Origin of the sequence: Mycobacteroides abscessus ATCC 19977 (assembly GCF_000069185.1) — a bacterium.
Taxonomy (GTDB): Bacteria; Actinomycetota; Actinomycetes; order Mycobacteriales; family Mycobacteriaceae; genus Mycobacterium; species Mycobacterium abscessus.
Genome location: NC_010397.1, coordinates 4,908,988 through 4,935,701 on the forward strand (window position 1 = coordinate 4,908,988; position 26,714 = coordinate 4,935,701).

25 protein-coding genes are annotated in these 26,714 nt (G+C 60.1%); 14 read left to right on the top strand and 11 right to left on the bottom strand.

The window, feature by feature from the left end; genetic code table 11:
- Positions 1-33: 33 nt before the first annotated feature.
- From MAB_RS24300 to MAB_RS24320, 5 genes are all read left to right on the top strand, one after another.
- Positions 34-846: a DUF1906 domain-containing protein gene (locus tag MAB_RS24300; protein ID WP_005082750.1), complete on the top strand. Its 813-nt coding sequence runs from the start codon at positions 34-36 to the stop codon at positions 844-846.
- 123 nt (positions 847-969) lie between these two features.
- Positions 970-1,635, top strand: coding sequence for a YoaK family protein (locus tag MAB_RS24305; protein WP_005082752.1), 666 nt, complete (start codon positions 970-972; stop codon positions 1,633-1,635).
- Between the two features lie 196 nt (positions 1,636-1,831).
- The gene (locus tag MAB_RS25445) at positions 1,832-2,038 is read left to right on the top strand and encodes a hypothetical protein (protein ID WP_005095843.1); all 207 of its coding nucleotides are present in this window, start codon (positions 1,832-1,834) and stop codon (positions 2,036-2,038) included.
- A 112-nt stretch (positions 2,039-2,150) separates the two neighbouring features.
- Positions 2,151-2,429, top strand: coding sequence for a hypothetical protein (locus MAB_RS24315; protein WP_005095845.1), 279 nt, complete (start codon positions 2,151-2,153; stop codon positions 2,427-2,429).
- Positions 2,430-2,775: 346 nt separating this feature from the next.
- Entirely contained in the window at positions 2,776-3,528 is a 753-nt protein-coding gene (locus MAB_RS24320) for an MBL fold metallo-hydrolase (protein ID WP_005098600.1), read from the top strand.
- A gap of 21 nt (positions 3,529-3,549) precedes the next feature.
- On the opposite strand, the gene MAB_RS24325 is transcribed toward MAB_RS24320, so the two are convergent.
- On the bottom strand, positions 3,550-4,899 hold the full coding sequence (locus MAB_RS24325; RefSeq protein ID WP_005095848.1) for an alpha/beta hydrolase-fold protein: 1,350 nt from the start codon (positions 4,897-4,899) through the stop codon (positions 3,550-3,552).
- A 468-nt stretch (positions 4,900-5,367) separates the two neighbouring features.
- On the opposite strand from MAB_RS24325, the gene MAB_RS24330 reads away from it, so the two are divergent.
- The gene (locus tag MAB_RS24330; protein WP_005095855.1) at positions 5,368-6,216 is read left to right on the top strand and encodes a peptidoglycan recognition protein family protein; all 849 of its coding nucleotides are present in this window, start codon (positions 5,368-5,370) and stop codon (positions 6,214-6,216) included.
- A 141-nt stretch (positions 6,217-6,357) separates the two neighbouring features.
- Complete coding sequence (locus MAB_RS24335; RefSeq protein ID WP_005112664.1) at positions 6,358-6,690, top strand: hypothetical protein; 333 nt, start codon at positions 6,358-6,360, stop codon at positions 6,688-6,690.
- A gap of 26 nt (positions 6,691-6,716) precedes the next feature.
- On the opposite strand, the gene MAB_RS24340 is transcribed toward MAB_RS24335, so the two are convergent.
- The 6 genes from MAB_RS24340 to MAB_RS24365 form a co-directional block, all read right to left on the bottom strand.
- Positions 6,717-7,082, bottom strand: a complete 366-nt coding sequence (locus MAB_RS24340) for a DUF4333 domain-containing protein (RefSeq protein WP_306796002.1) — start codon at positions 7,080-7,082, stop codon at positions 6,717-6,719.
- Between the two features lie 9 nt (positions 7,083-7,091).
- Positions 7,092-7,574, bottom strand: coding sequence for a hypothetical protein (locus MAB_RS24345; RefSeq protein WP_005082767.1), 483 nt, complete (start codon positions 7,572-7,574; stop codon positions 7,092-7,094).
- Between the two features lie 42 nt (positions 7,575-7,616).
- A complete protein-coding gene (locus MAB_RS24350; RefSeq protein ID WP_005095861.1) occupies positions 7,617-10,028 on the bottom strand; it encodes a hypothetical protein in 2,412 nt (803 codons plus the stop codon).
- A 518-nt stretch (positions 10,029-10,546) separates the two neighbouring features.
- A complete protein-coding gene (locus MAB_RS24355; protein WP_005098601.1) occupies positions 10,547-10,927 on the bottom strand; it encodes a recombinase family protein in 381 nt (126 codons plus the stop codon).
- A 66-nt stretch (positions 10,928-10,993) separates the two neighbouring features.
- Positions 10,994-11,329 carry a hypothetical protein gene (locus MAB_RS24360; RefSeq protein ID WP_005089275.1) on the bottom strand — a complete coding sequence of 112 codons (336 nt, stop codon included), beginning with the start codon at positions 11,327-11,329 and terminating at the stop codon, positions 10,994-10,996.
- A 661-nt stretch (positions 11,330-11,990) separates the two neighbouring features.
- A complete protein-coding gene (locus tag MAB_RS24365) occupies positions 11,991-12,947 on the bottom strand; it encodes a hypothetical protein (RefSeq protein WP_005112667.1) in 957 nt (318 codons plus the stop codon).
- A 221-nt stretch (positions 12,948-13,168) separates the two neighbouring features.
- Here MAB_RS24365 and MAB_RS24370 point away from each other — a divergent pair, with 221 nt between their 5' ends.
- Together MAB_RS24370 and MAB_RS24375 are read left to right on the top strand one after the other, a co-directional pair.
- Positions 13,169-18,106 carry a caspase family protein gene (locus MAB_RS24370; protein WP_005112669.1) on the top strand — a complete coding sequence of 1,646 codons (4,938 nt, stop codon included), beginning with the start codon at positions 13,169-13,171 and terminating at the stop codon, positions 18,104-18,106.
- Positions 18,099-19,472, top strand: a complete 1,374-nt coding sequence (locus tag MAB_RS24375) for an esterase/lipase family protein (RefSeq protein WP_005112672.1) — start codon at positions 18,099-18,101, stop codon at positions 19,470-19,472. The genes MAB_RS24370 and MAB_RS24375 overlap by 8 nt, the downstream gene beginning before the upstream one ends.
- 80 nt (positions 19,473-19,552) lie before the next feature.
- Here the strand turns inward: MAB_RS24375 and MAB_RS24380 are convergent, their stop codons facing one another.
- The gene (locus tag MAB_RS24380) at positions 19,553-19,951 is read right to left on the bottom strand and encodes a hypothetical protein (protein ID WP_005112674.1); all 399 of its coding nucleotides are present in this window, start codon (positions 19,949-19,951) and stop codon (positions 19,553-19,555) included.
- A 357-nt stretch (positions 19,952-20,308) separates the two neighbouring features.
- On the opposite strand from MAB_RS24380, the gene MAB_RS24385 reads away from it, so the two are divergent.
- On the top strand, positions 20,309-22,432 hold the full coding sequence (locus MAB_RS24385; RefSeq protein ID WP_005112676.1) for a hypothetical protein: 2,124 nt from the start codon (positions 20,309-20,311) through the stop codon (positions 22,430-22,432).
- A gap of 137 nt (positions 22,433-22,569) precedes the next feature.
- Complete coding sequence (locus MAB_RS24390; protein ID WP_012296804.1) at positions 22,570-22,911, top strand: hypothetical protein; 342 nt, start codon at positions 22,570-22,572, stop codon at positions 22,909-22,911.
- A 32-nt stretch (positions 22,912-22,943) separates the two neighbouring features.
- On the opposite strand, the gene MAB_RS25255 is transcribed toward MAB_RS24390, so the two are convergent.
- Positions 22,944-23,189: a hypothetical protein gene (locus tag MAB_RS25255; RefSeq protein ID WP_005114834.1), complete on the bottom strand. Its 246-nt coding sequence runs from the start codon at positions 23,187-23,189 to the stop codon at positions 22,944-22,946.
- Between MAB_RS25255 and MAB_RS24395 the strand changes: the two genes are divergently transcribed.
- Positions 23,085-23,345: an HNH endonuclease gene (locus MAB_RS24395; protein WP_005123509.1), complete on the top strand. Its 261-nt coding sequence runs from the start codon at positions 23,085-23,087 to the stop codon at positions 23,343-23,345. The two genes, MAB_RS25255 and MAB_RS24395, sit on opposite strands and share 105 nt — an antisense overlap.
- A 428-nt stretch (positions 23,346-23,773) precedes the next feature.
- Positions 23,774-24,055 (top strand): hypothetical protein, encoded by a 282-nt coding sequence (locus MAB_RS24400; protein WP_005112683.1) that lies wholly within the window; start codon positions 23,774-23,776, stop codon positions 24,053-24,055.
- Between the two features lie 183 nt (positions 24,056-24,238).
- Here the strand turns inward: MAB_RS24400 and MAB_RS24405 are convergent, their stop codons facing one another.
- Positions 24,239-24,568, bottom strand: coding sequence for a MarR family transcriptional regulator (locus tag MAB_RS24405; protein ID WP_012296806.1), 330 nt, complete (start codon positions 24,566-24,568; stop codon positions 24,239-24,241).
- A gap of 64 nt (positions 24,569-24,632) precedes the next feature.
- Between MAB_RS24405 and MAB_RS24410 the strand changes: the two genes are divergently transcribed.
- Entirely contained in the window at positions 24,633-25,379 is a 747-nt protein-coding gene (locus MAB_RS24410; RefSeq protein WP_005112685.1) for a DUF5131 family protein, read from the top strand.
- On the opposite strand, the gene tcmP is transcribed toward MAB_RS24410, so the two are convergent.
- Positions 25,369-26,598 (bottom strand): three-Cys-motif partner protein TcmP, encoded by a 1,230-nt coding sequence (tcmP, locus tag MAB_RS24415; protein WP_005115511.1) that lies wholly within the window; start codon positions 26,596-26,598, stop codon positions 25,369-25,371. The two genes, MAB_RS24410 and tcmP, sit on opposite strands and share 11 nt — an antisense overlap.
- Between the last annotated feature and the right edge of the window lie 116 nt (positions 26,599-26,714).

Below are 26,714 nucleotides of genomic sequence, written 5' to 3' on the forward strand. Positions count from 1 at the left end.
TTTTAACATCAGTCACTTTGTTAACATCGCGCAATGCAAGATTCGTCGGGGAATCAGAGCCTTCGGCACACCTCACGTCCGGTAACCCGGCGAGACGCCCTGCGCTATGCCACCGCGGTATCGGCATTGGCCGGACTCGGCGCGGCATCACTCGGTACCGGCGCACCGACGGCCTCAGCCGCCGCGCCCACCTTGATCGACTTCGCCATGCGCCAGATCCCAGCCGAGCACATCAAGGCCGCCGGGCACGCGGGGGTGATCAACTACGTCTCCACATCGCGGCCCGGCTCATCCATGGGAGCCAAGCCGATCACCCGGCCCTATGCACAGTCGCTCACCGCCGCCGGACTGGTGATCGTCAGTAATTTCCAGTATGGGAAGCCCGGCGGGACAGCACCTTCGGACTTCACCCGCGGGTTCGCCGGTGGTGTCGAAGACGCTCGCACCGCATGGCAGCTGCATACCGCGGCCGGCGGCGGGCAGAGTGCGCCGATCTTCTTCTCCGTCGACGACGACATTGATCGCGGCACCTGGAACGATGTTGCCCTGCAGTGGTTCCGGGGCATCAATTCGGTGCTTGGCGTGCAGCGCACCGGCATCTACGGTGGCGTCAACCCCTGCCAATGGGCCGCTTCCGATGGCGTGATCGGCAATTCACGCTCTCCCGGTCACGTCTGGGCCTGGCAGACCCGCTCATGGTCTCGTGGTCAGGTCTTCCCCGGAGCGGTTCTCTACCAACGGATCGTGAGCACCGCGTCCAACCCCGGTCCCGTGGTCGGCGGCCTGGAAGTCGACGTCAGCGACGCCTTGGCTCAGGACGTGGGCCAGTGGAACTTCCACCAGTGACGCCGTAGACCTCACCCTGCCGACGCACATGCTCTGCGCAGCTACCCGCATGCGCATACGGTGGTCCTGAAGATCACTGCGTGTCGACAGCTTTGGGGCAAGAGGGCTGGAGGGCATCTCCGCATGGACGATTTCGCACCGACGCGCACCTTGCGTTTCGCGCTGGTACTCACCCTTGCCAGCGGCTTCATGGATGCCTACACCTACCTGGCGCGCGGTGGCACATTCGCGATCACACAGACCGGCAACATGGTGCTGTTCGCCGTCGACGCGGCGACCCGAAACTGGGACGACGCCAGGGCGCATGTGTGGCCGATCCCCGCCTTCATGCTGGGCATCGCAATGGCAGCACGCATCGAAGCCGGTCATGCACGGTTGGCGCACCCACTGCGCTGGGCGGTGGGAGCCCAGGTCGCGGCACTTGTCGCCATCGGATTCCTACCGGCATCCACCCCGCACGCATTCGTCACCGTGCCGGTCGCATTCCTGGGCGCGGTGCAGATCGGACTGTTCCGCACCGTTGGAGACCTGACCTACATGCCCGCCGCCACCACCGGCAATCTCATGCGGTTCGTCCAACAGATCTATGACGCACTGACGCATCGGGGTTCCGCCGCCTGGCAAGCCGCACGGATCTACGGGGTATTGATCAGTTCCTTTGCCGGAGGGGCGGTGGCCGGCGCCTTCGCCACCCAGGAATGGGACGTTCACGCCAGCTGGGCCGCTGCGGGAATCTCCGCCGCCATGCTGGTGATGCTGATCATCGACCCCATGCGGACCACCGACTAGCCATTCATCGGATCCAGCCGGCGACGTGGTTGAGATCATCGAGACGCTCGGCTCGGGACCGCTGCGCTTCTTCCTCACCTTCCATGACGGTGTCGCGACCGAGGACGACAGACACGAGACCTATCGCCGTCGCGATCTTCCTGCCTCCGCTTGGGTTGGTTATGTGTTCCTCATACACCGAGAACCGGCGCTCGGGATGGGGCGACTCATAGGCATCATCGCCGTCGGCATGGTCGTCAATGGCGCACTGCCGCTGTCGATCAACCTGTACCTGCACGGTGTTATCTCCCGACCATTTCTCGATCTGCTGCAACTCGCCATCGCGGGACTCATCCCGATCGTCGGCGCCCTGTTGGAACCACGGCCGGAGCGCATTTCGTCGACACCCGAACTCCAGCGTTAGCTGAATTTTCTGGAGGCCGGAAGTTTTACGAAGGCGGACATCGCCATCGCCGGATAGCTTCCACTTGAGTTTGCCCGCGACAGCCCGTCCGGGCCGTGGAGTGGAGGAGGCCGTGTTGACGAGGATCGCCGCTGCCGGTGTGCTTGTTCTGTGTGGCGTGTTCACCAATATGTTCACAGCCGTCGCACACGCTGACGACGTCGTCGTTCGGGACGCCAACGGCGTCCCCTGGAGCTGGTCGACCGAGGCGTCGTGCATCAAGGACGGTCCCGACCAACACCTGGCGAACAACGCCGACGACGCATTCCTCAAGTACTGGTACTGCCTCCAGCATGATGACGGCCTGTGGTACCTGCACAACACAGACAGCCCGTCGGAGCGGGTGGGCTAGGCGACTCGTCATTTCGGTACCGACCCTGTTCCGATTGCCGGCGGCATAGTCGCGCGCTCCGGCACCCGAATCATCGAGTCCGGATGGCCCGCAAGGCGGTCTCCCGGCACTCGGCGACCAACATGGCCACCCCGCCTATCGTGCGCAGCTAGACTACGCGTATTGACAGTAAGGGGGCGTGGGTGTGAATACGCAGGTGCGCAAGTTGATTCAGCCGAACAATACCGTTTTTCCGGTATCGGGCGGACCCATGCGCCGGCGAACCTTCCTGCTCGGGTCGGCGATGCTAGCCGCATCATCCCTATGTTCGTGCGCAAGTCCGCGTCGCCCGGAAAGCGTACCGGCCGTGGGAAGCTGGTACTCCCGAGAGGTTGTCTCGGAGCACCTCAACCTCTACCGTGAGATACACGCGGATTCGTTTGTCGCAGCGAATATCTGGCATGTGCGTGGACCGGACCGCGATATGGTCGTAGATACCGGACTAGGTGTCTCTTCGCTTCGTCGCGAGATCCCCACATTATTTCAGCGTGATCCCGTTGCATACGTGAGTCATTGGCACCTGGACCACAGCGGCGGCGCGCACGAATTTGATGACGTACGTGTCTTCGAAACGGGCGTGCCCCAGTTGTTGAGGCCGCCGCCGGCCAGCCTACGGCGCCATGGCCTGCAGAAAGATCTCGGCCTCCCGGAGGTAGGCGCAGACGCCCTGTTGCTCTCGCAGCTTCCCGCCCCCACATACAACCCCGACGAGTATCGCGTGATACCTGTGCCAAACGTCAAGGGAATATCCGATACCGGAGTTCTCGACCTTGGCGGCAAGACCCAATTTCGGGTCGTGCACCTACCCGGACACACCCATGACAGCTCTGCGCTCTTCAATGAGAGAACAGGCGAATTGTTTTCCGGTGACGTCATCTACGACGATGAGGGCGAGGGCCTGCTCGACACGACCTCTGACTCTTCTGTAGCCCAATATGTGGCGTCGTTCCAGAAGTTGAAACAGATGGATGTGCAGACTACCTATCCCGGACACGGGCGCACACTCGACCGACAAACCCTGCGCTCCATGATTACTCAATACCTGCAGAAGCACGCTTGACCAAGGCTGCATCCAGACATCTCAAACTGCCACACTGGCACTCGCGGGGCGCAGCCGTGCAATGATGCCGTCAAGGTCTAGTACGAACATGTCAGGCCGAAAGACATGGCCGCCTGGCTCTTCACGAAACTCATGTGGGATACCGGCGTCGCTGAGACGTCCGCGGAATTCGCGCTGGCCGGCAAGCACCTGAGTCTCTTGCACAGTGTCGAACCAGTTGACCGGATCCGGACTGGTGCCGGCGACCGTGAATATCCGCTTGTTCCGATAGCTCTCGATCCGCTCGACAGGATTGTCGGCACTGACCCTGGCCTCGTCCCAAGGGACGCCGTAGACGGTTGCACCGCCCAGTTCGACGGCCGCAGAACTCAAGTTTGCCCAATGGACGACCAGGCCCCCGTCCCGACGAAGACTCGCCGGACCCGAATGGCTACTCACGGAGGCGAAGTGGCCGTAGTACTTGGCCGCATACTTCAGCGCACCGAACCCACCCATCGAAAACCCGGAAACCGCGCGGCCGTCGTACTCCGCGTATGTTCGGAAGTTCGCCTCGATCCAGGGAATCAACTGGGCCATGTGGAACGTCTCCCAGTTTCGTGGACCGACAAACGAACCGACCGGGTTGCAGTACCAACCCGCCTGCCCGCCGTCAGGCATCACCACGATGATCGGCCTTCCCGCGGTTAGGTCTCTGATCCCCAGGAAATCGAACTGGCGGAAGTCGGCTGCTCCGCCGTGAAGCATGTAGAGGACGGGATAGGTGCGTCCGCTGGTGCGATAGTCGTCGGGAAGCAGAACGTTGACGCCCGGGTTCCAGCCGATCGCGTCGGTCTGGAATCGGTAGTACCACAGGCGCGGATCATCCTCGTTGCGATCCACGATCGTGAGCCCAAACCCATCACTGCGCCCACGGAATATGAGCAGCACCCGCCCGGCATCCAGGGCGGTGGGATCAGCGATCCCGTTGACGGCGGCAATCAGCCGATAAAGCTCGGCATCACCATAGAAACGCAACGCCAACGCCGACAACGTATCCCCCGCAACCACCGTGTATCTCGTGACATCGGGAATGACCAGCCGCCGCCCCACACCAATGGCTCCAGGATCGGAAATCCCGTTGACGGCGGCAATCAGCCGATAAAGCTCGGCATCACCATAGAAACGCAACGCCAACGCCGACAACGTATCCCCCGCAACCACCGTGTATCTCGTGACATCGGGAATGACCAGCCGCCGCCCCACACCAATGGCTCCAGGATCGGAAATCCCGCTGGCGGTGGCAATCAGCCGATAAAGCTCGGCATCACCATAGAAACGTAGCGCCAATTGCCACAATGTATCCCCGGCAACCACGGTATGTGTTCTGACCATTTGGCTCACCCCTCAACGTTGAGACCGGCCCAGCTACCGCCAGCGCCGGCGGCCGAGCTGACACCATCAAGTGTAGGCGCACTGGAGCGGAAAAGCTTGAGTTACAAGGGATCACATGCACCCCACTGATATCGCAGACGACTTTCCCCGTGTACGGGCGCTGGCTACTCGTTCCGTTTCGTCCGCGCCGGCGGCCTCAGATTGTCGGCCCCGACGCGCCCAAGGTTCGCTGGCACTCCTTGGCAAGTGCCGCTGCGCAACGTGGAGTCACTCCTTAATGGCATGCCGATGCCAGCTCCTACATTTTTGGCAAAAGGATTATGGGCTAACCATTCTCGCAATCAATGTTGCCACCTGGTCTCCCGAGTAGAATGTGGGTACGCATCGGACTTCAACCTCCACACCGCGTGTTCGATCGCGTCGACGGCTGGCATTACGCCGTACCGATGACGCGAGGAAGGACCCTGCATGCCGCAGACGGGACCTTGGACCGGCGATCCGGTTTGGATCGTCGACATCCTGCGCGCCGAAGGGGTCAATCCCGTTGAATATCCCGGCTGGCGTGGCCGCGGGCACGGTGACTTCAAGGATATTCGCGGTGTCATGGTGCACCACACCGGATCCGATAGCGCTAGTGCCGCCTCGATTGCCGAAGGTCGCCCTGATCTTGCGGGACCGCTATCCCAGTTGCACATCGCCCGCAATGGCGCGGTGACCGTGGTCGCGGTCGGCGTCGCGTGGCATGCGGGAGTCGGTATGTACCCGTGGTTGCCGACCAACATGGGAAATTGGCACCTGATCGGCATCGAATGCGCCAACACCGGTACCAGTCCCACCGCTCCGCACCGCCAGAATTGGCCCGACGCACAATATTCCACCTTGATCAATTGTTGTGCGGCGATCAACCGACGGCTGGCGCAGACGTCCGCCCGCACCATCGGACACAAGGAGTACGCCGGCCGCGCTCAGGGCAAGTGGGACCCGGGAGCCATCGACATGGACGTCTTGCGACGCGATATCCAGGACCAGATCGGCCGCGTCGCCATACCGGCCCCGACACCGAGACCGTCTGTGCCGGTGGGTGAATATGCCGATGTTCTGCTGTTCCGCGGCTCCAAAGGTCCTCAGGTCTCCCAACTTCAGCGCCGTCTCAACGAGCACGGCGCAGACCTCGTGGTCGACGGGATCTTTGGTCCGAATACCGAAGCCTCCGTGAGGGAGTTCCAGCGCCGGGCCCGTGGCCTCAAGGTGGACGGTATCGTCGGCCCGGCCACCGCCGCCGCCCTGAGGTTGAAGGCGGAACCCGCGCTGGAGTAACAAATGGCCGGTCGCCACAGGCATTTCGGTGTCGCTCACGCCCGATTGGCGTGGCCCAGACCACACATGACTCGCCCGTCGATCGATCCCGTTTCAGCGGGAGCCGATGGGTGGTCGCGGCCATGGAAGAGTGGCAGCGTCTTGGCGAACAGCGGTGGCGAGGACACGTTTCAGTATGTCGAGCTGCACATCGACTATCTGATCGAGCTCGTCAACGCTCCACTGCTCCCACTGATCAGGGGGCCATTCGTCGAAAAACCTGCAGCATTCGAAAGACCCAGTTCCGTTGTACATCTTCAGGAAGATCGCACCACACCGACGCCCACCAGCACGAGTTCCTCCACCCACGCTCCGAGTATTCGGGCATGGGCCGCAGTCTCGCCGGAGATGATGAAACCGGGCGTACATGCCGTCCCCGCATGGTCCAAACGCCTGCACCACAAAACAAGCGGTAACGCGCTCGACGCCGCATAGGCTATTGGCTGCTACCGCACATCAGGCTACTCCGGCAGCAGGTGATCATCGATCTTGAAACGGAAATCGACTTTGTCGCCCTCGATTTTTGTGACGGTCAGAGTCACCCCCGCCTTCTGACCACCGTCGGTCAATACACACCGTTGGGTGGCACCCACAGTCGCTTCAAGAGGCCCTTCACAAACCAATGACTCAACTTGGTCCTTAGTGACTTCCTCGATGCGTTGCTTCGCGACTTTTTCGGTTTGGTCTTTCGAAATCTGTCTTACCGGAGGCGTCGATGGCGATTCAGATGTCATCCGACCGGCATGCCATGTCGACGTGACTGTACATCCCGACACAGCAAGCATTATTGACATAAATGGCATTACCGCTGCCGATGTGTAACGCATGGGAGTTGCCTACTCGCTTTCTTGCACAGTGATGGAATCGAATACCGCCTTAAAGTCCAGGAGGCAATCTTCAAACACAGACTCCGGTGACGTCAGGAGGAAACTCAACACACGCGGTTCAAGTCCCGTGAAGGTGAACAGAATCTCACTTTGAATTACCGCGACACGATCACCCGACGACGGCTCGGTCTCGAACCAGATTTCCTGACCATACATCTGCGGGTCACGCTCAGAGATATATTCACCACGTCTAAGCCTGACCCCGCTGTAGATCTCCGATATCGCGGCGCGGCGGTCGTGAGCCAGCACATCCAAAGGAGTGACCGAACCAGAGGCTTCCAGTAAGGAGACAGTGATCTCCGGGGCGATCTGCTGACCAAGCTCACTGTCCCTGGTGAAACTGAGATAGGTATCGCCGCGACGGGCCGCATCGAGATTCACGCTCCAGCCAACAGGTGCATGACCGCCGAGCCCAAGTTCAAGGGTGGCCATTCTCGTCTACCTCTGCCTCTCAGTTCCGTCGATCTAGCGACTCTACCCACCGAACACCGAAGGTATTCCGCTGGTTATCCACTGGCCAGCCTGCCCTAGCGTGCCCTGGATCAGCTGCGGCACATCCACGACTCCTTGGATGGTGCTGCCCACCTCAACCGCCTTATAAGGCACACTCACAGGCAAATTGATAAAGAACTTCCCATTACCCAGGTTCTGGAATACTGCATTAGCGCCAATAGGTGTGCCCGTGGTCGCCCCCTTGCTGAGGCTCGGTCCAACTTTCAAAGTATTTGTGATCGTGCCCTGCACACCCGGTCCGAATATGACGTTCTTGTTTTCCAGATTGTAGCCCGCGAACGCCTCCGCTTTCGGCACTAGAAGATTGGATCCGGACTCTGGGGGATTGACCATTGATGAGACCTCTCCTTCAACACCAAATTTCTGCTGAAGCGAGCTACCCAAATCGAATTGCCCCACATTGGACTCACCAAGAGAGATAGGGTCTTTGTTTTGAAGGCCATATCGACCCTCCACGCCAACTTTCTGGCTACCATTCGGGAACTCCTGATGTATCGGTTTTACCTCACCGGTAACATCCCAGGGCTGTTCTTCTGGCGCGCCCTTGGCGGCGCCGTCGATTCCCTTTGGTTTGCCGTTTGTTGGTTTAGTTTGTTGAGGGGCCTGCTGGCTCTGTTGCGCCGGTTTAGGCGTTTGCTGCCCCTGCTGCGTGCTCTGCGGAGCTTGCTGAGTCTGCGCCGTAGATTTGGGTGCCTGCTGCGTCGCTTGTTGCGTACCCTGTTGCACCGCCTGTTGACCTGCCTGCTCCCCGGCTTGCTGCGAACCACGGCGAGTGGCCGCCGATGCCAGATCCGTGGGGTCCATCGGATTCTTCTTCGGGGCCTCCGGTTCCTTCTGCGGCTGCTGGCCCGGCTGTGTTTGACCGGTCTGATTTTGGCCGGTTTGCGGCCAGTTCTGTTGTGCCGGTTGCTGCGGTGCTTGCTCGACAGGCTGCTGCCCGGCAGGGTTTTGTGGTGCCTGTGCCGGCTGCTGCGGAGCCTGCTGTGCGGGCTGAGGCGCTTGGGGTGCTTGTTGCACGGGTTGTTGCGGTGTATTGATTTGCGGTGCTTGGTTTCCCGACCAGCCTGGGTTGGGTTGGCCGGGGCCTTGCGTCAGACCGGGCGTGGCGGTCTGATAGTTGGGCGGGGACCATTCACCATTGCGGGCCTGCCACGAACCATCTGGATTGGCTCGAAAAGACGGGTCCTGCATGGACTGCTGTCCACCCGTTTGGGAGGGCACCTGGCCAGCAGACGGGTTCTCGTTGTAGATGCTGATTCCACTGTTCTGATCCAAGGGCGGCTGATTGATCCCGCCCTGATAGTCAGGCATCTGATTAGGCATCTGCGGGGGTTGGAAGTTTCCGGTGTCCGGACCGTAGGAGCCTTGCCCATTGCCGCCACCGCCGCAACCATCGGGGCCGCACGGGTCCGCTGACGCTACGGCGGCCGTTTGAGGTAAGTAGGACGAGAAGGTAGCCAGCCCAAAGGCAGTGGCCGAGAACGCGACCAACGCCAAGACTCCGGCTCCGGCATAAATCTGTCCTATCGGGGTGGCACCGCCCGGGCCGTTGGGTGTGTGTGCCCATGTCCACCAGCCCGATAAGGCACGCCACCACCACGTGTTAGCCAAAAACGCGACGGACAAAATCGCGGCAATCGCGGCAAGGGCGGCCATCGGATCATCCCCGGTCAGCCACCCCGACACCCGCGGCACCACATACCCTGACAACAGCACCAGGGCGGCAGCCCCGGCCAGCAGTGATAGCCCCAGGCCCACGTGGCTCGACCACCAAGTGCTCCAGCGGTCCCGCGCATTGTTGTTACCGAGTGAATGTTGTTGCCGTGTACCGGAGTTAGCGAAAATGAGCTGGCCGAGCACCTTGGCGCCGCCGAATAGCAGCACTCCGGCGATCGCCACAATGGCCACCTGCGCCAGCTGTGAAGGCAGTGACCACGCAGCATCCGTGCCCGTCATATCCGTGCCGGTCAGTTGCGCCCACCATGTGGCGGCATGCCCGCGCAGCACCGACCAGAGACCCGCGGCGCCGACACCGATCCCGGCTACGGCCCGCGTCGGGGCTGGGATGGGCGCTACCGACGCTGACAACACCGCCGAGACAGGGGCTAGTGCGCGGCGCAGCAAGCCGATGCCCTTACCCAGGGCACTGAAGGCCAAACACAGCAGGATCACCCATCCCGCCGCCCCAGCTACCCCGTCGCCGCGTGTCAGCACGTGCAAGCCCCACACCCCGACAGCCGTCAACACGGCCCCAACGATTCCGGCCCCCACCCCCGCCAACTCCGGTGCGGGCACTGGCGCGGTGGGCAAGGTTTGCGTGGGATCCTCGTCGCCGTGGTAGCGGGCTGAACCCTCCCTGTCGGTGTCAGTCATCAGCTAGCGTCCCTCCCCGAAAGCGTATGAAAGATGTTGCGGCGAGCTGAAATGTCAGCAAGGACAGCTGAGGTTGCCGAAGCGGTTCTGGTGTGGCGGTGGGCCCGATACACGCGGCTACACTCCATCGTGGCAGTCATCCTGTTATCGCCCCCGTCGCACTGTCGAGCCCGCCCTGCGGCATCCTCCATACGAGAAAACCCCGAATCTCCTAAACAGGCTGTGTAATGGCACGGTAGAAGTTGACAGCTACCTTGTCAACCAGCAGTCGACTTCGCCTGCCCGGTTCCTGTATGTATCCGGGCGATACGCAGCGTCCCTACCAGCGAAGCGCTGAGCGGGTCACCCGCCACCGCCGGAGGTCGCGTTCTGCTGTTAACATCCACCAGGTTGGCAACTTGGGTGGGGTATCTGGTGAAACTGTACGGCGCTCGACGTGCATCCGAACGTGCGGTCTTGAAAGCCGAGTACGAGGCCGGCGCCAGCATCCGCACAATCGCGTCTCGTCCACGACGCGCTCATAGCAACACGAACACAGCTGCGCAGCCGAGGCGGGCCCAATAATCCCTACTCATTCCGACGCCGCGCGAACAGGGCGCCAGCGACGCACTCAACGAGACGGCAGCTCTCATACGGCTGCGCACTGGCCGACGCAGATCCTCAAGATTCCGCGCCAAACGATGCATGCTGTGAACCACCAGGGTGTCGCCCTCACGGACATAAGCCAACGCCGCCTCAAGCTGCGGACGGCTCGCATCCTTGCCACTGACCTGATCGATGAAGACCCGATCCAGCGCCACGCCATCCAACTGCGTCTCTGGAATCTGCGCAAGGTGACAAGCCAAGTGCACCATGCGATTCCGATGCCGCCACGGCGTCGTGGAGGTCTGCAGCGGCACATAGGGAACCGCCTGCTGCGCGTGGCTGTCATCGAGGAAGCCGCAACTGGAACCAGACCAGGGGTCTCATTCGGATACCCTCAAAGAAGCGAGGAGCTCGGCGGCAAGAAGCCGGACTTCAGCCCATCGATCATCCGACTGCAGCCCTTCGTACGACCACTGGCCAACATCCGGAGCCTCTGACATCGCGGTCAGAAGACGATCCAAGTCGACCGCATACACGCTCTGCCGATCAGTTAACGAAAGCCGTTCTGGTACATACAAGGAGTCGAACTCAAGCGCCAGTTCATCAGTTCCCACACCAAGCTCCTGTAGGTAACTGATCTGAATTTCCGGCGAAGCCGCCATACGTACAACACTCTCCACGAAACTGTCACGCCAGTTGTCGATACCTGATGTCATCGGATTACGCCTCCTAGACCACCTTGCGGACCCCAACAACATGCCAGTAAGGTCCGGCCCATGATGCCCACGAGGGGTTCGGAGGCGTTCTGCGGTGCGTTGAACCAGGCTGGACTCCAAGTACGAGGCAGCTTTGAGATCCACGTACAGTCGCCGCCGCGATTTTGAAGCTGTGTCTTCCCAAACAAAGTGGTGCTTTCACCAGCCAAAGCGCATGCTATATACGCTCAGCCCCGTACCAAGTTCGTGTGAAAACGACAACCACATGACGTCAAACTTGGGAATACGACACGAAACTCGGGACCCTGCACAACAACATGTAGGTTCCGCGTTTGCGTGTCATCTGGAACAACTACTTACTAGGGCGTACTGGCCTGTTTCCCTCCGAAATGTCACCACCTTTTTCCGAGATGTCTGTCAATTCCTACAGCTATTTACGTGACTTCCCTCAACGGCCACCGCAACGATGACGCGGAGACGACGAGACGTCTCCTGATTCCAAAAGTCAAGCGGCCAGCCCGAGAGGGGTGGGAACGTGTGCGTTTCGTTCTAGCTGGTGCCGGTTTTGAGGCAGTGGTGCACATGAAGGGAGCCTGCCGCCGGCACCTGCCGGGATTCCTTGCGGGGCTGGATATCAGAGACTGCGCGTCCCAGTCCTAGTTCACTGTCCGACGATACCCGTGAGATCGTTGGGCGGGTCCGGACGCACGACGTAGACCCGGGTAGGGTTCACCAGCGGTTTATCCGCGGGACCTTTGGTATGTGGTCGTACATAGACCAGCTTGCGCTCTATGTTGCCAGGGCCACACGGCTGCATCCGCCAGTAGCCGCACACCCACCAGCGAAAGTCGTGGTCGCGACTCTGGAGGCCTGCGCCGCGAGCGGTAGTGCCCGGTGGGCGCAACAGGTCGATGAGAATGACCTCTGGGGGCTTGGGCGGTTCGTCCGTGCTCGACCGCGGCGCGCCCACACCATCTGCGGCACCGAGCGCGGTCTGTGAAGTCATCCGCGGCTGCCCCATCGTCAGTAGTACCGAGGTAATGAGGGCAGCTCCGTGACTGTATTCGGCAGGTGTGAGCGCCGGGCCTGTGGGGTCGATCGAGGTAATGTTCTTCTCCCACATGGCTTCATCGGAATCGAAATTAAACCCGCCAACCCCGATCAGCGGAGCGTCCCCGCGTACGTCGCTGATCAGACTGCGTTGCCCGCTCATCCGGGACAAGATCTCGACACTGAATCGTCTGGTTTTGCGCCGTCGGTCGTAGATGTGTCCCCAGCACAGCCCATCCCATGTCACTTCCCGGGGCTTCCCGTCCGAGGCTGTCAGCCAGCGCCACTGCCCCAATGGACTTGCGAAACATAAGAATCCGTGCGCTGATACCTTGGCGCTGGCCAACACTTCTTCTGTCGTATGGTCGGGCACACCGCGAGCGGCCAGGCCTGCGGCTACATCGACGGCGGTCTTGTTCATCCAGTACAGGGTCGGCGACGCTGACATGAGCTCGATACCCGCACGCATCGGCACGAGCCGCGGATCCAACCCCATATCTTTTTCCTGCCGCAGGAATTGCAGATACCGGGTGACCGATTGACGTGACTCATCGAGAATGTGTGCCATTCCGTACGGTGTCCAATTCCGCCGCCGATAGCTGCTCATGTCGCTACCCTCAAACTTTCACTTGGTCTTTTCGGCATCGGTGCGCCGGCCCCGTACACCATCGCAAACCTCACCGACACTGGCGCCGCCTGTGCGGCCATCCGTTCCAGAGCCCCCGGAGAGTGCGGGCGATAGAGATTCGAGATCGTCAAGCCTGGCCTATCGGTTAATTCAACGACCAGATGATCCGGCCTGGCTGGGAACTGGGGAGACCCAGTTCGCATGTCGTTATACCTGTCGGTGTTCTCAGCAATGATGTCGACATGAGCATTGAGGGCACCGAATCACTGTTTCTGGGTTTCGGTATGCAGACGTATTGCAACCAGCGTCTTAATGAGCTGGGAGGAACGGCCGCCGAGGTACATCAAGTGTCGCAACTTGTCGGAGACCATTTCACACCGGTCGTTTTACAGGACGCCACCGAAACGCAAGTGCGCCAGGAGCTTAGGTCGCGTGCCGGCTACTTTTCCGCGGGCGAGGGCAAGCTGGTCATGATGTGGTCCGGCCACGGCAGGGAGGGCGCCGGAGATGACCTGTACCTGCTCAGTCACGATGACCCGACCATCGCTGGCCATGTGCTGACCGCGAACGAGGTAGCCGGTCACTGCGCAGCGACAGGCGCCAATCAGATGCTCTTCATTATCGACACGTGCTATTCGGGTAGGGCTCTGAGTGTGGGCTCTCGAATTGATGAATACTTCCGCGATCATCCCGCCGCGAGCGCAGCCACGTGGTGCGGAGTACTTGTCGCATGCGGACCGCGAGATGCAGCGCGCACGCGGGTGTTGGGTGAAGCAATAGTCCGACTGTTGCGCTACGGACCTCGACTGGACGGTCCGCACGCCCAGGACGTACGGCGACGGTGGACTGTCCATCAGGAACTGATTCGCGGAGATGATCTCTGTTGGACACTCATCAAGGAGCTCGAACAGTTGCAGGTGGAACCGTTACCGACATTCGATGCGATTGGGCACTTTCCGCTGCCAATGATCCGTAATCCGCTGTGGCGGCCCGCAGCGACCGCCGCCACCGTGCGCGAGGTTTTGACAGCAACGCCATCGCGCCGACCATTTTTCGGGCGGCGTCGAGCCGTATCGACAATCTCAGAATGGATTGAGGCCTCGCATTACGGAATCTATCTGATCACCGGTGGGCCCGGTGCGGGTAAATCAGCGCTACTTGCTCAGACGTTAAGGCAGGTACGGACCTCCTCTGATCGCCGGTCCGTAGCCGTCAGTGTGAACGTGAGCAACCTGAACCTGAACCGCATTGTTGTCTGCCTTGAGCAGGCGTTAGTCGATGTCGGTGTGCTGGATAGCCTCAGCCATGGACGCAACCCGCTGGAGCTCTCAGGTGCGCTCAAGCGGTTGGTCGATGACGGCGAACCGGTACCGGTGGTTGGCATCGATGGGCTTGACCAAGCCACGGACGTTTCACGGGTTATCGATGAGCTCCTAACACCATTGAGCCGGGCAGCCAGAGTCGTGGTGGCGGCCCGGCCTATACAAGTGCCAAGTCCTCAGCAGCGGCAGGTGGCCAGGCCTGGTGAATGGTCTGTCCAGGCGGACCATATGCCGATCGCGGCTGTACTCACCGAACCGCAAAGGATGCTCGACCTGGACGCCAGCGAGCAGCGGGCATCCGGCTGGCAAGCCATCAAGGACCTGCTGAAGAGCCGACTGGCAGAGATCGACACAGACATTGATCATGCGGCCGTGTTCGACGCATTGCAGCGAGCTCTTGAAGCGGGCAGCACACCACCGTTTGTGCTCGCGAACTTAGTCGTGGACCGTCTGCGCACTGCCAGCCCCGGCGTTGGAACACACGGATTCGATATTGCTGAGTCAGTAGGCGCCGCACTCGATGATCTGGTGGCGCTGTCCTACAACGACGCCGCACCTACTCGTCGCGCAAAGTGCCTGCTGCAGACGCTCGCCTTCGGGCTGGGTGCCGGGCTGCCGGAAGCCGAATGGCTCGCAATCGCTAACGGCGTCAGTTGGTTATCCGAGCAGCTCAGCCGCGAAGACATTGCTGATGTCCTTGCCGCACTAAGCGACTACATCGTCGAAGATTCCGAATCTGGCTATGCCACTTATCGTTTCTCGCATGCGCTGATCACTCAGCATTTCGCGAATCAAGCACGCGCACATGATGAAAGCGCGCCGCTACGCGTGGCCGCGGCGTTGACAGCGGCGGCACGGGCACTAAACCCGGCTCCACATCTGACTAACAGTCCACACCTTCGTCGTTACCTGTGGTGTTACGTCGCCCAAGCAGCAGAACCTGGCCTGGATCTGCTGCGGGGTAACCCCTTGTTCGCGATGGATCTAGTTGCGGCAGCGCTGGCCGTATCCGCAGCGCGTGCACAACAACGCCAACTCCCTGAGGCTACCCACCTGGCCGAAGAAGCCGTCACGCTTCTGACCGACCTAGACCACACCACTGAACTCGACGAAGTACTGCCCAGAGTGCACTTGGCCGCCGTGCAGCACGCCGGTGGTGAAATAACCAATGCTGTCGAGAACCAGCGGCGGGCCGTGGAAATCATCGACCAGCACGGTGTGGCCGGGAGCTGGCAAAATTTCGACCACCCGGCGATCTTGTGTAACTACGCCAATATGCTGATCGATGCTCAGCGCCCGGATACAGCAATCACGGCAGCCCGCCAAGCCGTCGAACTTGAGGAAAAGTCCAAACGTGTTGGCGCCAATAATGGGCATCGGCTCGGAGCCGCACACAACACCTTGTCGCTGGCGTATAACTTGGCCAGACGACACTCTGAAGCCGTTGCGGCCAGCCGCGACGCGGTCCGAGCTTTGGAGAACAGCGTCAGCGAACGCGACAACGCGCTACTTGCCCAAGCCCTACAGAATCTGGGCAGCCGGCTCGCCGATGTCGGCAAGTGTGATGAAGCGCTAAATGTCACCGAACGCTCGCGTCGGATTGCCCGCGAACTGACCCAGGTCAATCCGATCTGGCGTGAAGTCCTACTCGGAGTGCTCGGTGATCTGGCTGTGCGCCACGAGCAATGCGGCTATCAAGAGCAGGCCCTTGCGTTGATGGCCACTGTGGTCGAAGAATACAGCGCTGTTTCCTTGCCGACAGCACACCAAGCAATCGATCGTGCAAGAGCATTGAGCAACTACTCTCACATGCTGCAACAGCAGGACCGATCCACCGCGGCATTGAAACCCGCGTATGAGGCAGTACAGATCATGGAAGAGCTCGCGGCACGCGAGAAGGCTCACCAACCCGCACTCGCGTTGACTTTGAACAACTATGCCAATGCGCTCACCAAAGCCGGCCACCACACCCTCGCTATGCAGGCCACAGAAAATGCACTGTGGTACTACCGGCAGGCATGGCAGACCAACCTCGGCCTGAATGTCGAGTTAGCGAAAATCCTCTGCAACTACAGCCATCGCCTTGCGGCTGCGGCACGTTTCACGGACGCGATCAATGCAGCCTCTGAAGCGATCACGGTGCTCCAGCCAACTGCCGCCGATGACCCACAAAAACAGGCCATCGTGTTCGGCGCTCAAGCCGACATCAACGACTACAGAAGGCAACTGGGCCTCCCGGGACAGAACGCATCCGTGACGAGAAACGTCACGCAACAGGCAGTGGCCCTCGCAGTGACCGGTGCGATGAGCCCAAGCCAACTAGCCGATCTATACACACAGACCGCTCGATCGTGCGCTGACGATCCAGCACAGGCGCTAGATCATCTCGAACATGCGGTCGCGGTGCTTCGCGAAGCCGGTATGTCCAACACCTCCATGTATGGGAGGGCGTTGCGCAATACCGCGATGATGCTCGGCGAAACCCAACAGCTGGAATCGGCTCTGAACGCAGCAAGTGAAGCGGTACTGGTGTTCTCCAGGCTCGCCCAAGCTGACAGCTCACACCGCTATGCCTTGGCTTCCGCTCAGGGCACGCAGGCAAAACTTCTACAAGCCGCCCGTTGTCCCACACAAGCGCGGGACACGGCCATCGAGTCGCTGGACAATTTTTGTCGAGTGCCTCAGTGGACCTTTGAGGAAGTCGTCGAATGCGGACGACTTCTGGCACTGCTAGCAAGCATTCTGAGCGACTTAGGGCATGGACTCGCGGTGTTAGACGCGCACGTCCAGCGGTGTGCCAGCAGATTGCACGGATACCTATATATGGTGCTGCACGCCAATGTGATACACGGACTACCTGCTAGCCATCCACGTACCCCAAGATGGATATACGAGGCAATCAGCGCGATCGATGTCGCCGACCCGAAGCAAAGGTTCGGACTAGGCCAGCTTGCCCGGCCGATTCGCTCCACAGACCCAGCTCGTTTCGACGAATTATGGCAGCAAGACACCGGCGTCGATATCCCCAAGTGGATCACGATCGACGACGACAAAGTTCAACTAGCCCTTGCATGGATCTCCTGTCAAAACTACACTGCCGCAGCAGATTTCCTGCAACAGCACCCAGAGCTGCTCGGCGACGATTTCACCGCCGCGATCGATGAGGTCTACGCGCTCATAACCACCGTAGAGCCAGCACGGGTTGATGCCCTACGCACCATTCGAGAACTCCCCCACACAAGCGTGGCATTCGATCTCGCTGAAGCTTTCCTCGCCGCTAACTTACGGCATCGCCTGCAGATGCTAAACGAACACAGCACGTCGCTGCGCGTCGACTGGGTGAACCAGCATCTGCAAAAGCGGGTGGACAGCCCTCGTCTGCCTGCCGCGGCTGCACTCCTCGCGTTGCATGATCTCGGGCTGGGCAACCAAATCAATGCAGTTATCACCGCTGTCGACCGAGCTGAACAGCTACTGACCCAGCTCACCGTCCAGTACGGCACTGCGATAGTTCTCCTAGTAACAACCGTGCTCCTGGACATTTCCTCGGCCGATGCCACACCGGAAGTACGGATAACCGCTTCGTTTTACGTAGCAGCTGGGCTTGTCGATGCCGGTCTGCTAAAGCAGGCCCGTGAACTGATCACCACCATCTGTCAGCGGGCACCTCATCGCGTACTCGCCTGGAAAGAACTCTGTAACAGCCTATCTGGCGTCTGCCCTCATTTCCCTCGGGTCGCGGCATTGCTCGACCAATCGGTCGGCGCAAATGAGTAACAACGACCTAGTGGTAGTGATACCTGGGATCGGGGGCAGCACCCTCGAACGCGGCACCATCCCGCTGTGGTCTACCAAGCCGGGGAAGCTGATCACCGCTCTTACTGTGTTGACCACGCATCTTCAGACATTGCAGCTGCCTGACGGGATCGGCGATGAGGCCCCCGACGACGGGGTGCGGGCGGGCACGGCGATCTCAAGCCTGCATGTAATACCGGGGCTTTGGTCACCAGCACACGGGTACCAACGACTTGTACGCCACCTGCAGCCTCTGTTCATGCCGACTAAGAGACATGCCCGGGGGTACGCCATCACCAATCCTCTGGTTTTTCCTTATGATTGGCGCTTATCCAACCGATACACGGCGCGCCAGCTCAAAGTTTTCGTCGAGCGGGCTCTGGGCCAATGGCGTGAGTACGCCCCCGAAAACCGTGACGCACAAGTCGTTTTCGTATGTCACTCCATGGGCGGTCTGGTGGCTCGCTGGTACATCAGCTGCGAGGGCGGGGCTGAACTGACACGCAAACTGATCACGCTAGGCACCCCTCACCGAGGGGCGCTCAAGGCGCTAGCGGTGCTGACTGAAGGCCCGTTGCCTCAGCTGGGCAGATTCGGCGAGTGGCTGCATCAGACGGCTATCTCGTTTCCTTCCATCGCCCAGCTACTGCCGAGTTATGCCTGTGTCAACGGCGAGCACGGGCCTGAATACCTTGTCGATCAACTCTGTTCACCATTGCCGACCAGATGTATCAAAGATTCGGCTCGGTTTTACCAGGAGCTGGAAGTTGCCGAAGACGCCGATAGCGGCAGCAGAAGCCGCACACACGTGATAATCGGAGGCAGCCAGAATACCGCCGTTTCGGCCACTCTATCCGGCGGCCGCTACAGATACTCGCTTCTGCTCGACGGAATCGAGCCGGGTGGAGACGGCACCGTGTCGGCGGCGTCAGTACCGAAAGGTATTGCGCTCGACTCTAATTCGATCCGAAGAATCGCCGACAAGCACGGCAATCTGCACTGCAATAAAGCCGCCATCTACGAAATAGAATCGATCATCACTGCGGCGCCAATCATGATTAAAAGCTTTGCTTCACAAGATCTCTCGGTCTGCACGCCGGAACTGGTCTCCGCCGATCAACGTTTCAGTGCAACCATCACGTCCCCTTCAGGACGTTGCGCAGTAGAGATTGCCCTCTACGACGAACGCAACACTCAGGTTGAACGGCTCGTTAAGACAATCGGCACAGATCCGACGGTCTACACAACCGATCCTCTCAAACCAGGCGGGTACACATGCACCGTCCGTAAAACCAACGACCCACTCTCGGGGGTTACCTCACCATTCTTGGTGTGGGCTCGGCATTAACGGATCCGCACCATAGGACTGCACTGTGCAAACTAGACGCAGCGCGCGCTCCTACAGTCAGGACCGGTACGGCCGCAGAATCACCCGGCTGTCGCGAATTGCCTTGCTGCGGAGAGGATGCGCGGACCAACAGCCTCGATATCACCTTCGCGTAACAGTCGCGCGGGCGATGCATCTCCCAATGCGGGGTTCAGGCCCTGAAACCATGCCTGCGCGACACTGGAGGGCCCGCGGGACATGATCAGGCTGGCCGCGTGAAAGGCCAAACGGAGCCGTTCGATGTCCTCGGCGTTCGCGAGTTCACGGGTTCCCTCTGCCCACTGCTTAGCGGCGCGGGTTTCCTTGACTTTTCCGAGGTAGGCGACCAGCTTGAACCCGAGCTGGTCGGCCAGGGCCGTGACTAGTTCAGGGGTATTCATGGCGAGCGCTTCGCGGTGCAGGACGAGGTCAGACATGGCTATCGAATCATCTATCGCCATAATTGATCGGTTCTCAAATTCCGCGTCACCTCACGATTCCTTAACCTGCGGTGATGCACGTTCTTTAAATGCGTGTCGTTTAAGTTTAGCCTCGACTCCGTGTCATTTCTTCAATATCGAGTGGGTTCACGTCACAGCAGGAGTTGAAGGCAGCTGACTGTTTATCGCTGTGGTGATGCAGAACGCACGACCACTGGTGTCTTCGGTTTCTCTATCCCAGGGTTTCCGTCGTGGGCCAGCACTCAACCGACCGCTAGTTTCGATGAAAGGTCAATCCGGCTCTTAACAGTCGTGTCGGTTTCCGGTCTCCCTGCGATTCTCTAGCACGTCGACGTAGTCGGAACGGATGACCTTCCGGTGTCGCGACCGCTTATCAGCGTTGTCTCGGACGAGACACAGGCCGCTCGCATGTCGATTTCGGGGCTTCTTGTCGGATCGCCGATTTACGATCCCGCCATGCCTCGACTTGGTGGATTCCCACAGCGGCGATCTTTGGATTCTGATGCCTTGTTCGAGTCCGCAATGGGCTCCGAGGCCGGGGTCATGCAGAGGTCACTGCCGCCGGGGCCCGAACGCGACGCGCTCCTCGCCAAGATATTCGAAGCAGCTCAGGCCTCTGCTGGGGATCTCCCTGCGTTAATCGAGGAGCTCCGCGGCCTGATGGTCGGCCGGGATCTGACCCAACTCATCAACTCGGTGGTGGTCCCCGCTACAACGGTGGCGTACACCGATGGCGAAAGCCTCGCCGATGGAGATGCGACATCGTCGTGGGCGGCCAAGATCGAATACCTCGTGGGTGTTGCGCTATCAGTGGACCCCGAAGGAGACACCGATACCCCGCCGCAAGTCTCGCAGCGCGTAAGGCAGCTGATCAGCGACATCTTTGAAGCCGACCAATTGAACATGCTTACCGACGGTCTCGCACACGCTGACCGCGGCGACGGGCACCGTGAGCTTTTGTTGCAGCAGCTGCGATTGGAGTATCAGGTGGACCGGATGCCCGGCTACGCGGTGCATCTGGAAGAGGTTGACACCGAGGTGTTCGGGCGGCACCGCGACTATTACGTGAATGGGCTCGGTTTCGATCCCGCGGATGTCATCCGGGTTACTCGACGGCGTGCCTGTTGGTTGAACCAGACATTCAAGTCGGCTCTGGACGCGCTAGAGGACGTTCTGAACGGTGGCGTTCCGAACCCCATGGCCGAAGAGACCATGCGCAAGGGGCTTGATGCACCTACGCTGTGGGATCCCGACGATGTTGCGGCCTGCACCGATATCCCTGTGGAGCAGATCATCGCGATGCTGGAGTTCTTCTCCGTCGAATTCGGCTGCCAGCCCGAGTTCCGTGCCCCTAGGGACGCGAATCGGGTGCGCACCCATCCTGTCATCAAACTCGATGATGGCACCTACCTAGTTCCGGACTCGTGGTCGATGTCGGCGGTTCTTCACCACCGTCTAGCGGTAGAGCCAAAACGCAGCGGCTACGACCCGCAGAAGTACTTCAAGCACCGCCAAGACGCACACGAACGCCTGATCGCCAGCACATTGACGAACGTGTTCGGAACCTCGAACGTCCACCCGTCGCAGCACTACACACTGGCTTCTGGAGACAACGGCGAGATCGATGCGCTGGTCTGTGCCGAGTGGCCACTCGTCGTCGAAGCCAAGGCGATCGCACTGACTGAGCGCGGTCGGCGTGGCTACACAGACCGCGTTGACAAGAAACTCCAGGAGATCCTCGGCAAGGCGCTCGAGCAGACTGACCGCGCACTGACCTACATCCTCGACGAGAACGGTCGATCCTTCGCCTCTAAGCAGGGCGGTCCGCAGATCTCACTGCTCCCGGCTGACATCGCCGGCGGGACCGCGATCATCATCACGTTCGAGCGAATCGACCCCTTCGCTTTCGGCGGGCTGGCGGTCGCCGGCGATGTCAATAGACCAACTTGGGTCATATCTCTGACGGACTTGCTGATGGTCGCCGAAATCCTCTCGGACCCGGCAGCATTCCATCACTACGCACATACACGTGCGCGCATGTACTCCGCTGAGGCGTCGGTGTTCTCGGAGGCCGACGCGCTCGGCGCCTACCTGCTCAATCGCCTCCGTATCGTGGACCAATCGACGTCCGAGGGCTCACCGCGCATCTTCATCGGATACTCATGCGCGGAAATCAATGACTTCTACACCCGGCAGGAAATCGGGCTTGAAGCCGACAGGCCCACAACGGGTATACCGGATGAGGTCACTGACGCATTAACGAACGCGCTCCGCCAGCCAGGGTGGGCAGAGTGTCTCGACGCGGTGATGGTGGTGGACTCGTCTCGCTGGAAGAAATGGAAGCGGTTCTGGGGCAAGCACCGACGCGGCGGCGACTTCGCCCTCAACGACCAGGTGTCACTCGTGTCCTTGCCCGATGGGCAGTCATCGCTCGAACGCATCGACGGCACGATCAGGCTCAATATTCCGTCTCGACGATGAAAGCGCCTGCCCCCTAAGCATCTTCGCGGTTGCGAGAAGGTGACTGGTATCGGGATGTCCAGAACGGTCTGGTCCAGTGCGGTCCTGCGGCTCCGTGCGGATCAGCCGTGTCGGCGCGATGTGAGATATTCGCTGACATGGCCAATGAAACGCTTGATGACGCCGACGATCAGTGGCTTCATGATCTGAAATGCGCTCGTGCTGAAAAGAGCTATTTTGCTCTCACTCTGGGAGCGAACCGCCGCGGAAAGCCCTTCTGGGCCAGGCAGACACACTTTGTTGGCTGGTCCGAACGAAACCCTCGTTGGGAGATCAGGGAGGCCAGCCTCGTAGATGCGGGGTGGATGACGCAGTTATGGAACGAGATCGGCCAGACCTGGATCGTCGTGCACGACGATCGTGCGCTTGCCGTTTTCCTGAGGTGGGGTGGAATGCGCTGGTTGAGAAGGAACTCGCCGAGGATCGCATACCCGATGTGATCGGTCCTTCCGAGTGCGTGCACGACGGGGGCCTAAAGGTTGGCGGTTTCGGCTTTCTGGGAACTGGGCACTTCCCCAACGACGCGATAGAGCGTCGTGCCCCCAGCCCGAAGCTCCGTATGCGGGTGATCAAACGGGATAAGTACCGGTGCGTGATATGCGGTCGTCGGGCGATGGATCACATCGATCTCGAGTTGCATGTCCACCACCTGATCCCGTGGCGCATGGCTGGTCCGACGGCGGAAGAAAACCTCGTTACCCTGTGTGGAACTTGCCATAAGGGGCTCCTTCCGGACTATGAACCGATGTTGCGTGAGCTTGCGGCATTACCTGGCCCAGCAAGCTCGCTCCTGGAACGTACAACCGAGTTCGATGAAGAGGCCGCGCGGTACCGAGAATGGGTCGCCCAGCTAGACACTGGCCGCGACACCTAGCTTCGGACCATCGATTGGCATGCTCAGCTTGCCGATCTGAACAACCCGTTGTCGAACAACTCGCCGCGCTCGTTACCGTGGCTGCTCATGTATCGAGACCCTGCCGTATCAATAGGCTAGTTCGGCCACGACACGTGCCGCCCACGCGGGACATCTGATCCAGAGCCCCCAGACCCCATACTCGCATCCCCCCAAGCATCCCCCGCAGCTGATCGTCCTCGCATCTCCGACCGAGCGGCAGCGGCAGAATTCGCTTCAGCGCCGACGTATTTGGTTATCGGACCAGTTGTCGCGCGATTTGAGGCGACGGTGTAAACAGCTCGCTTATCGGCGAACCGGCTGACACAATAGCGATGAGCTCCGAACTGCCTGCTCCACGGCGCACCGTCGGGTAGTCAGTCACAGCACCGATCTGTCAGGTAGGGGCGATGAACGATATTGCGCTGCAGCATATCTGCGAGGTGTGCGGTATTCAGGCAACGCTCACACCAAGCCAGGCGTTCAAGGCCGGATGGGATTACCCACCGCATATGGGTACGTTCGCGGTTATCGGCCCCAGGGTATGTCCGGCGTGCCCGTGCACCGGCACTGTGTGGTGGGCGATCGCCGTAGACGGCCTCACGTTGGACATGCTCAGCCAGGCGCAGTGTGCGACGGTGGAGCGGATCCTCGGCGAGCCGGGCAGTATCGCTGTCGCGTCGCCCGGTTGAGAACCTGCGGGCACCAGCTGATTCGGTCACGCGTGGCCCCACAGGTCGTCAACATTCAGGCCTAGTCCCAGAGGTGCTCTGCAGATCGGAACCCAAAACGAGCCCTCTACCGCGTTGGCAGGAGAGCTGACATAGCTGCTGAACACGCAGCCCGTGTTGGGGCAACTGGCCTCCGGCGATGACCTAACGCAACTGATTGGTCCCAGGTGAATCCGTTTGGGAGTCCGCCAGTACCGCCAGCTCCTCGGCCCACTGCCACGCTGCACTGGGGTTACGCAGCATATGTCGTCTCTTGCTGTCACTTCTAGGTAACGGAGTGAGCAGTCCCAGCGCGATCAGGCTACGCAGAGGGCCCTGGACGTTGCTAGTGCTCGTGCCTACAGCTGCCGCCAGGTCAGAAAGGCAAACCAGTCCATCGGTCGAACGGCCGACCGCGAGCATGACCTCCAGCCGGTAATCCTGCCGAAATGCCTCCCGCGACATGCGTCGCAGCGCAGTCAGCTCGTCAGTCATACCCAGTATTCTACGAGCAACACGTTACGGGTAACTCGTAACGAGAAATACGTAGGGAGGCGCAATGCGTCGCAGCACTGGTATCGAATGGACAGAAGTCACCTGGAATCCGACGACTGGCTGCGACCGAGTGTCGACCGGATGCGACAACTGCTACGCCTTGGCAATGGCTAAGCGGCTCAAGGCCATGGGTTCTGCCCGCTACCAAGTTGACGGCGACCCACGCACCTCTGGCCCCGGCTTCGCCCTCCAGATTCATCCAGATGCATTGGATCAACCCTACAAGTGGTCCGGCAACCGGACCGTATTCGTCAATTCTATGAGCGACCTGTTCCACGCAAAAGTTCCACTTGACTTCGTGCGCAGCGTCTTTGAGGTGATCGAAGATACCCCTCGGCACACCTACCAGGTACTAACCAAGCGCTCGGCTCGCCTGCCCAAGATCGCCAACAAACTGCGGTGGCCCGAGAACTTGTGGCTGGGCGTAAGCGTCGAGGACCGACGGCATCTCGACCGGATAGATCACCTGCGACAGGTACCGGCCGCTGTCCGCTTCTTGTCATGCGAGCCGCTGCTGGGGCCCCTTAACGGGCTCAATCTTTCAGGTATCGGTTGGGTTATCACCGGAGGCGAATCTGGCCCCAAAGCCCGGCCACTCGATGAACAGTGGGTTCGCGATATACGGGATGCCTGCATCGAAAATGGTGTGCCGTTTTTCCATAAACAGTGGGGTGGTCGTACACCGAAAGAGCGCGGCCGGGTTCTCGACGGCATGGTGTGGGACGAAATGCCGCAAAAGTCTACGGCGTAGCGCAAAGGCTCTGCTGATACAGCGCTTTGGACTTGTTGCGGGGCAACACTATTCCAGTTTCGCTTAACTGATCCCAGGCTCGTCGCAGTTCCGGCTCACCTGCCAGCGATAGTGTTGCACCCAGGATGGGTACAACGTTTTCAGCAACGGGCAATACGCGGTGCTCGGCCACAAGTTCTTTGATGTTGGCACTGATGACGGCGATCCAGCTGTCCGCAAAGGCACGCTCCTGGGCGGCCGCTTCTTTCTCCCGCGACTCTTGGATCTGTTCAGTGAGATCAAACAGGGTTCCTTCGACCGGCAGGGTGGCGTCGGCAAGTTCTTTGGCCCGGAAAGTATCTCGCCACTTCCGGGTGGCGCGTCGCGCTGCATCCGCGAACTTGTAGCCGGCAACTGGGTGGCGATAGAACAATGTCAGATGAAACAGCGGTGGATTTCCGTGTCTACGACGGACAGGAATCGATATGGATAGGCAACCGGTGGCGTCTGTGATCCGACGACGATACTGTTCGACGACGGCTGTGGCAGCGGCCGCGGCGGACGCTCCGTTTGCGTTTCGTGCCTCGTAGAATTCGCGGCGCCACCAGATGTCTCCGAAGAACCTGTCGACCCGTTCGACGCCTTTTTCTTGCCGCGTTTTTGCCACGATCTGGCCGTCACGTTCCTGCAGACATCCGCCCAGCCGCCAGACGGCTTCGAGGTTGATGTTGAGAAGCACTTCGGAAGGCGCTTGCTGACGTGTCCTACTCAGCAGAACGTCAGTTACCAGGTGGTTGGGCATCGCAATCCCGAAGGGGTCCAAGAACGTAATTGTTGGAGCGCCATTGACGCACTTCCACGCCTCATCGAGCCTTTCTTGGACTTCGCCGTTCAGCGGAACCAGAATCGCGCTGTCTTGTGCGAATTCCGTTAGCCCTTCGCGCAGGCTGCAGAAGTACGCAGGGTTGGCCTCAATGAAGATGCAACGCAGATCGCGTTTCCCGGTCGTGCGCCACCGTTGGGCCAGTCTGGCGGCGACGATCGGTGAACCCGGCACCCGGGCGGTGTTGTCATCGCTCTGATACCAGCCTGGTCCTGCGTAGCCGTCAATTAACCAGATCGGCCCTTTGAATGCCGAACCCACCATAGAAGTGAACACATTGCAGTACTCCTCAAGCACGGAGTGCTTAAGGACAGCAGCTGGTTGCTGCCTTTGAAAGAATTCGTCGTTGGACGTCACCGATTTCCCCCCTCGCAGCGATCCGCGTATCTGCCCGTGTATCCGTAGCGTATGCCTTAAAGTTTCCGAGCTACGACTGATTCAGCTAAGACAACGCCGCATATGCATTCCGTCGT

Coding starts and splice junctions, on each gene's coding strand:
- MAB_RS24300 (WP_005082750.1), top strand. CDS start 34: ATGCAAGATTCGTCGGGGAATCAGAGCCTTCGGCACACCTCACGTCCG.
- MAB_RS24305 (WP_005082752.1), top strand. CDS start 970: ATGGACGATTTCGCACCGACGCGCACCTTGCGTTTCGCGCTGGTACTC.
- MAB_RS25445 (WP_005095843.1), top strand. CDS start 1,832: ATGGGGCGACTCATAGGCATCATCGCCGTCGGCATGGTCGTCAATGGC.
- MAB_RS24325 (WP_005095848.1), bottom strand. CDS start 4,899: ATGGTCAGAACACATACCGTGGTTGCCGGGGATACATTGTGGCAATTG.
- MAB_RS24330 (WP_005095855.1), top strand. CDS start 5,368: ATGCCGCAGACGGGACCTTGGACCGGCGATCCGGTTTGGATCGTCGAC.
- MAB_RS24340 (WP_306796002.1), bottom strand. CDS start 7,082: ATGCGTTACACATCGGCAGCGGTAATGCCATTTATGTCAATAATGCTT.
- MAB_RS24345 (WP_005082767.1), bottom strand. CDS start 7,574: ATGGCCACCCTTGAACTTGGGCTCGGCGGTCATGCACCTGTTGGCTGG.
- MAB_RS24350 (WP_005095861.1), bottom strand. CDS start 10,028: ATGACTGACACCGACAGGGAGGGTTCAGCCCGCTACCACGGCGACGAG.
- MAB_RS24360 (WP_005089275.1), bottom strand. CDS start 11,329: ATGACATCAGGTATCGACAACTGGCGTGACAGTTTCGTGGAGAGTGTT.
- MAB_RS24365 (WP_005112667.1), bottom strand. CDS start 12,947: ATGGCACACATTCTCGATGAGTCACGTCAATCGGTCACCCGGTATCTG.
- MAB_RS24370 (WP_005112669.1), top strand. CDS start 13,169: ATGATCCGGCCTGGCTGGGAACTGGGGAGACCCAGTTCGCATGTCGTT.
- MAB_RS24375 (WP_005112672.1), top strand. CDS start 18,099: ATGAGTAACAACGACCTAGTGGTAGTGATACCTGGGATCGGGGGCAGC.
- MAB_RS24380 (WP_005112674.1), bottom strand. CDS start 19,951: ATGGCGATAGATGATTCGATAGCCATGTCTGACCTCGTCCTGCACCGC.
- MAB_RS24390 (WP_012296804.1), top strand. CDS start 22,570: ATGGCCAATGAAACGCTTGATGACGCCGACGATCAGTGGCTTCATGAT.
- MAB_RS24395 (WP_005123509.1), top strand. CDS start 23,085: ATGGATCACATCGATCTCGAGTTGCATGTCCACCACCTGATCCCGTGG.
- MAB_RS25255 (WP_005114834.1), bottom strand. CDS start 23,189: ATGGCAAGTTCCACACAGGGTAACGAGGTTTTCTTCCGCCGTCGGACC.
- MAB_RS24400 (WP_005112683.1), top strand. CDS start 23,774: ATGAACGATATTGCGCTGCAGCATATCTGCGAGGTGTGCGGTATTCAG.
- MAB_RS24405 (WP_012296806.1), bottom strand. CDS start 24,568: ATGACTGACGAGCTGACTGCGCTGCGACGCATGTCGCGGGAGGCATTT.
- MAB_RS24410 (WP_005112685.1), top strand. CDS start 24,633: ATGCGTCGCAGCACTGGTATCGAATGGACAGAAGTCACCTGGAATCCG.